This window comes from Brevibacterium sp. (genome assembly GCF_022712115.1).
GTDB lineage: Bacteria > Actinomycetota > Actinomycetes > Actinomycetales > Brevibacteriaceae > Brevibacterium > Brevibacterium salitolerans.
In genome coordinates, this window is sequence record NZ_JALAHB010000175.1 from 1 (window position 1) to 5,202 (window position 5,202).

Here is a 5,202-nt window from a genome sequence, read left to right on the forward strand (position 1 = left end):
CCCGGCCCGCTCGTCACCGTTGCGGTCACTCTGCTGATCCTCCGGGCGGATCGGTGGCTGCTGGAACGTCTGCTGCGGAGGCTCGACGAGCACTCCGTCGTGGGCTCCTTCGCGGGGCTGGGCTCCGGTCCACGCCCCTCCGAACCGGAGCGTTCGGGCTCCCGCGCCTCGTACGAACCCTTCCTCACGATGGGTCTGCACGGCCGGCGCTTCGTGACCCAGGGGCCGCGCGCCGTGAGGATCTCCGAGGTGTGGGAAAGGCTCCGGGAGACGGGTGACCTGCCGGCCGTTCCCGCGGGCATCGGTACTGTCCCCGGAGACATCGGCACGGTCCCCGAGGATGCGGCCTTCGCTGACCCCACAGGTGAGGCGGATGCCGCTGCCGCAGCCGGTCCGGGGGCCGGCCTCGGCGATGGGTCCGTACGCGGGACGGTGCGCGAGCCCATCCGCGTCTTCATCGGCAGGCTGGGGCATCCGGACCCGCGCGAGGCGGCCGAGGCCGCGGTCGCGGAACTCGAACGCACGGGTGCCTTCGACCGGCGGGCGATCCTGCTGGCGACGGGAACCGGATCCGGCTGGGTCCCTCCCTGGCAGGCCGCGGCCTTCGAGCACCTTCTCCGCGGCGACTGCGCCGTCGTCTCCGCGCAGTACAGCTTCGCCGGTTCCTGGCTCGCCTTCCTTCATCCACCGCAGCGCGGCGGTGGAGCTGTCCCTCGCGCTCCGCCGCGCGGTGCATGCCCGCCTCGATGCGATGCCGGCGAGCGAGCGGCCTCTGCTGTATGCGACGGGGGAGTCGCTGGGCGCATACGGAGGGCTGGGGGCGTACGGATCCGCGGGTGCCATGCTCCGGCGCCTCGACGGTGCGGTGTGGACCGGCACTCCGCGGGCCGCGCGGATCCTCGCGGAGCTGCTCCGCACCCGCAGGCGCGGATCCCCCGAGGTCCGCCCCGTGCACGGGACGGGGCGTCACTTCCGGTTCGTCGGCGGCCCACAGGACCTGTGGGCCGCCCCGGACGGGCTCGAGTACGGATCGTGGTCCCGACCGCGCGTGGTCTTCGCACAGCATCCCTCCGACCCCGTCGTCTGGTGGAGCCCCGCACTCGTCTGGCACCGTCCCGACTGGCTGCGCGAACCGCTGGGCCGCGGCGTCTCCCCGGCCCTGCGCTGGCGACCGTTCATCACGTTCGCCCAGCTGACGGTGGACATGCCGCGCTCGGTCGATATGCCCGGCGGATACGGACACAGCTACCACGGCGAGGTCGTCCACTACTGGAACGCGGTGCTCGGCACCGGTCTGTCCGCTCGCGCCTGCGAGGAGATCGCCGCCGCCATCGCTGCGGACCTCGCGCCCGCCGGAGGCAGCCTGCCGATCTCCGACGTGAGCGCACGCATCCTGTCCTGAGCGGGCAGGTGTGTGCTCGCTGTCCTCTTCGCGCTCGCGGGGCGTCCAGCCCTGGGCGGAGGGGTGAGTTCCCGGGGCTCCGCGTCCGCCGCGCACACTCCTTGGTCGATAGGCAGAACCACGGGGTGCAGTGTTCGCTGAGCGGGATCTGCCCGGCGAGCGAGGGCGGCCGGTGCATGGCGCGAACGGATGCAGAGAAGGGCGGGCGCGGAGGTTCTCACCTCTGCACCCGCCCTCTTACTGGAATCACCTCCGCCGCAGCCTGGGATCACCCCCTGCTGGGGCCGGGAGTCAACCGTGCTGCAGTTCCGCCGCTCCGGGCTCTCTCGCCGTTCCCCGCTCTTCCGTCGCGGTCACTGCGCCCTGCGGCGCGCGATGATCACTGCTGCGACACCCGCACTCAGCAGCGCCAGACCGGCCCCGAGGGCGCCGAGCCCTGCACCCGTGCGGGGCAGACGGCTGTCGTCGCCCCGGCCGGTGTCGCCCTGGCCATTGTCGTCACGATCGTTTCCGTTGCCGTTCCCGTTGTCACCGGAACCGTCCTCGTCGCCCTGCCCGTCACCGGGTGCCTCCGTGGGCTCTTCCCCGGGCCCCTCGGTCGGCTCACCCGTGGGCTCCTGGCCGGGGCCGTCGCTCGGCCCGTCCGTGGGCTCGCCTGTGGGCCCGTCCGTCGGTTCCTCTCCGGGTCCGCCGGTCGGCTCACCCGTCGGCTCCTCCCCGGGTCCGTCCTCTCCGCCGCGGTGCAGGCCCACCAGCAGCGGGTCGTGGTCGGAGGAGCGGAAGGCATCGGGCGCGTAGAGGTCCGTGACGTTGGTGTTGTACCGGCTGTATTCCAGCCCGATCGACTCCACCGAGTTGATGTTCCACACGTCTGCCCCGGCGACGTCCGCGGACAGCGAGGCGGAGGTGAGCACGTGGTCGAGGCTGCCCACTCGTCCGCCGAACAGGTAGGTCTGCTCGTCCGTATGCTCCTTGCCCACGTTCGCGTAGCCCGCTCCGTAGAGGACCTGCATGGGGTCCTCCTCCGTGTACGAGTTGAAGTCGCCCAGCAGCGCCACGTCCTCCGTGCCGGCCCTCTCCGCCTGTGCGTCCGCGAACTCCACGAGGGCCTCGGCCTGCCGCACGCGGTCCGCGTTGGAGCTGCCCTGGCCGTCGCCGTTGTCCACGTTCCCCTCGCCGGAGCCGGAGCCCTTGGACTTGAAGTGATTGACGATCGTCACGAATGTCCCGTCGTCCTCGGCGGCGCTCCCGCCGTCGGCAGCGGTCGCGCCCCGGGTGGCTCCTCCCGCGTCCGAGGCCGGGGCCCAGGCCTGCGCGAGAGGCTCGCGCGCGTTGGAGAAGGCGGGGGAGTCCGTGAGGATCTCCGAGTCTCCCACCGGCGTGACCTCCGCCGGCTGGTAGATGAACGCGGTGCGGATGACGTCCTCGGCCTCGGGCTGGCCTTCCGGCGAGGGCACGAAGTCCCAGGTGCCGGCTCCCGCGTCCGCATTGAGCGCGTCCACGAGGATGCTCAGCGCTTCGTCGCGGTCCTTGCCGAAGGCGGAGGAGCGCTCGATCTCCTCGAGCGAGAGCACGGAGGCGTCCAGCCCGTTGATCGCCGCGACGATCTTCGCCTGCTGGCGCTCGAAGCTCTCCTGCGTGGCCGCACCGCGGGCGTCACAGCCGCCGCGCACCGTGATCGGGTTGCCCTCACGGTCCTCGTAGAAGGTGCAGCCGGAGAGCTGGTCCCCGGTGGTGGGGAAGTAGTTGAGCACGTTGAAGCTGGAGAGCGTGAGGTCTCCGCCCACCTCCCGGGGCGCGGCCTCGCGCGTGTCCGCGAACTCCACCGGCTGCACGGTGTCCGCGTCGGCACCGGTGAGCCATTCCGTGGGCTGCAGCCGCCACCGGTCGCGGCCGTAGGCCACCACGACGGGATCCGTGAAGGTCGCTGCGGCTCCCACGCGCACCGGGTCCTCGGTGGAGACATAGGCGACGGGCACGTCCGAGGCGCCCTGTGTGTAGTTGACGCTCGCGCCGTCGTCCAGGACGAACTCCCGCGCCTGATTCTCCGCCTCGAACGCCTGTGCCTCCGCGCCCGGAGCCACGACGTCGGTGGCCTGACGCAGCGGCTCGTCGCCGTTCACCAGCCCCACCTCGCCGTAGGCGTTCGTGCTGTAGGTGTCCGTGACGGTGATGTCACCGGTGGGCAGCATCAGCATGGACTCGAGGGATTCGCGCTCGCCCTCGTCCTCCGGGAACGCGCCCTCGAACGGGACCGGGGCCTCGGCGGGCCCGCCCTGCTGCAGACCGCCGGCGGCGACCGTGATCTGGGTCTGGCCGTAGTACTCGGAGACCTCGCCGGTGACCACCGCGGAATCTCCCACGGCCACCGTTCCCGCGGTCTGAGGGGAGTAGACGAAGATGCCCGAGGAGGCGCCTCCCAGCTCGTGATCCGCGCCGGTGCCCGAGGTCTGGAGCGTGTAGCCGTTCAGGCCTCCGTCCGCGTACACCGCGGTGACGACGCCGGTGGTGGTGACGGTCTGCCCCGTGTAGGGGGAGGTCTCGCCTGTGCCCTGGACCTCTTCGATGGTGAGCGTCTCGCCGGGCTCCACCGGATCCGGATCGGGCTCCTCGGCGCCCGGCAGCCGGTCCGGGGTCCCCGGCGCGGAGGTCCACGAGCCGTCCACCCGCTGCAGGGTCTCACCCCTGGCGGAGACCGCGCCGGTGGGTGTGGCCTCCTGGCCCTGCACGGCCTCCGGCAGAAGCGAGCCGCCGCCTGCCGTGACGCCCTTTCCGCCGGTCACGCCGCCCACCTGCTCGAAGCCGACGAGGGAGCCGTCCGCATCCACGGCGAAGGCGGAGGAGCCGTAGCTGCCGTCCGCCGCGCTGCCGCTGCTGACGGAGTTGGTGATCGGCACGCGCACCGCGAGTGCGCCGGAGTCTCCCACCTCCGTGCCCTCGGCCACCGTGACGACGTGGGCGGCGGACTGCGGCGTGCCGCCGCGGGTCACGCTGCCCACTGTCCAGCCGGAGAGATCGGTGCCGGGCTCGGCCGCGATCTCGATGAAGTCCGTGTCGTCACCGCCTGCGTAGGCGATCTCGGAGATCTCCGGCGCATCGGCCGCGTGCGCGGTGAGAGGAAGGAGGACCGGGCCGGTGACCAGGGCTGCGGTGACGGCGCCGGCCAGCAGCGGAAGCGGGCGGGAGGGAGATGTCATGGACGTCCTTCGGCAGTGAGGGCTTCTGTGGACCTGGTGCTCCTCCGCAGCGGGCCGCGGGCGGCTCGGGAGAGGAGTGCGGCATGGCGCATCCAGGGAACGCCCACACCGTACTCAGGCCATGTCCAGCTTATGTGTTCCCGCGGCGAACGGGAGATGAATTGGGCGGGGCGGCCCTCGCCGTCCTCACTGCAGGGGAGACACGCTGTCCGGTGGAGGGTCGCCGGACGGCGGGATCTCCGCCAGGAGGGTGTGGACGAGCGCGGTCATGGCCTGCGCCTGCAGCATGAGGCGAGGGCGGGTTCCGCGCGCGGTGAGGGCTCAGCGCTCGAGGGTGCGGCGGAAGAGCTCGCGGACCCAGTCCGGCAGGCGGGCCTCGGGCAGCCTCACGTCGAGCTCGGCCTCCGTGCAGGCGACCCGGTACACGTAGCGGTCCGGCTGCTGCGGGGGATCCTCCCGCCATTCCGGCGGCAGGCTCTCCGCGAGCAGACGCTTCCAGGCGGAGGCGTCCTCGCGGGGGAGCTCGCCCACCCGGAACTCCCGCGTGCGGCTCAGCCCGGCGAAGCCGCCGGAGCGGCCCAGCTGGACGGGCGTGTCGTCATC

At 72.3% G+C, this 5,202-nt stretch carries 3 protein-coding genes and 1 pseudogene; 2 read left to right on the plus strand and 2 right to left on the minus strand.

Annotation, left to right across the window (positions count from 1 at the left end; genetic code table 11):
- Both Q0A33_RS16585 and Q0A33_RS09900 read left to right on the plus strand, forming a co-directional pair.
- Positions 1 to 672: pseudogene (locus Q0A33_RS16585) on the plus strand (alpha/beta-hydrolase family protein); the annotation flags it as partial.
- A 10-nt stretch (positions 673 to 682) separates the two neighbouring features.
- A complete protein-coding gene (locus Q0A33_RS09900) occupies positions 683 to 1,402 on the plus strand; it encodes an alpha/beta-hydrolase family protein (protein WP_363316567.1) in 720 nt (239 codons plus the stop codon).
- Between the two features lie 353 nt (positions 1,403 to 1,755).
- Here Q0A33_RS09900 and Q0A33_RS09905 read toward each other — a convergent pair whose 3' ends face one another.
- A complete protein-coding gene (locus Q0A33_RS09905; protein ID WP_291795715.1) occupies positions 1,756 to 4,599 on the minus strand; it encodes an ExeM/NucH family extracellular endonuclease in 2,844 nt (947 codons plus the stop codon).
- 321 nt (positions 4,600 to 4,920) lie between these two features.
- The coding region (locus Q0A33_RS09910; protein ID WP_363316565.1) for a protealysin inhibitor emfourin at positions 4,921 to 5,202 on the minus strand (282 nt) is incomplete at its 5' end.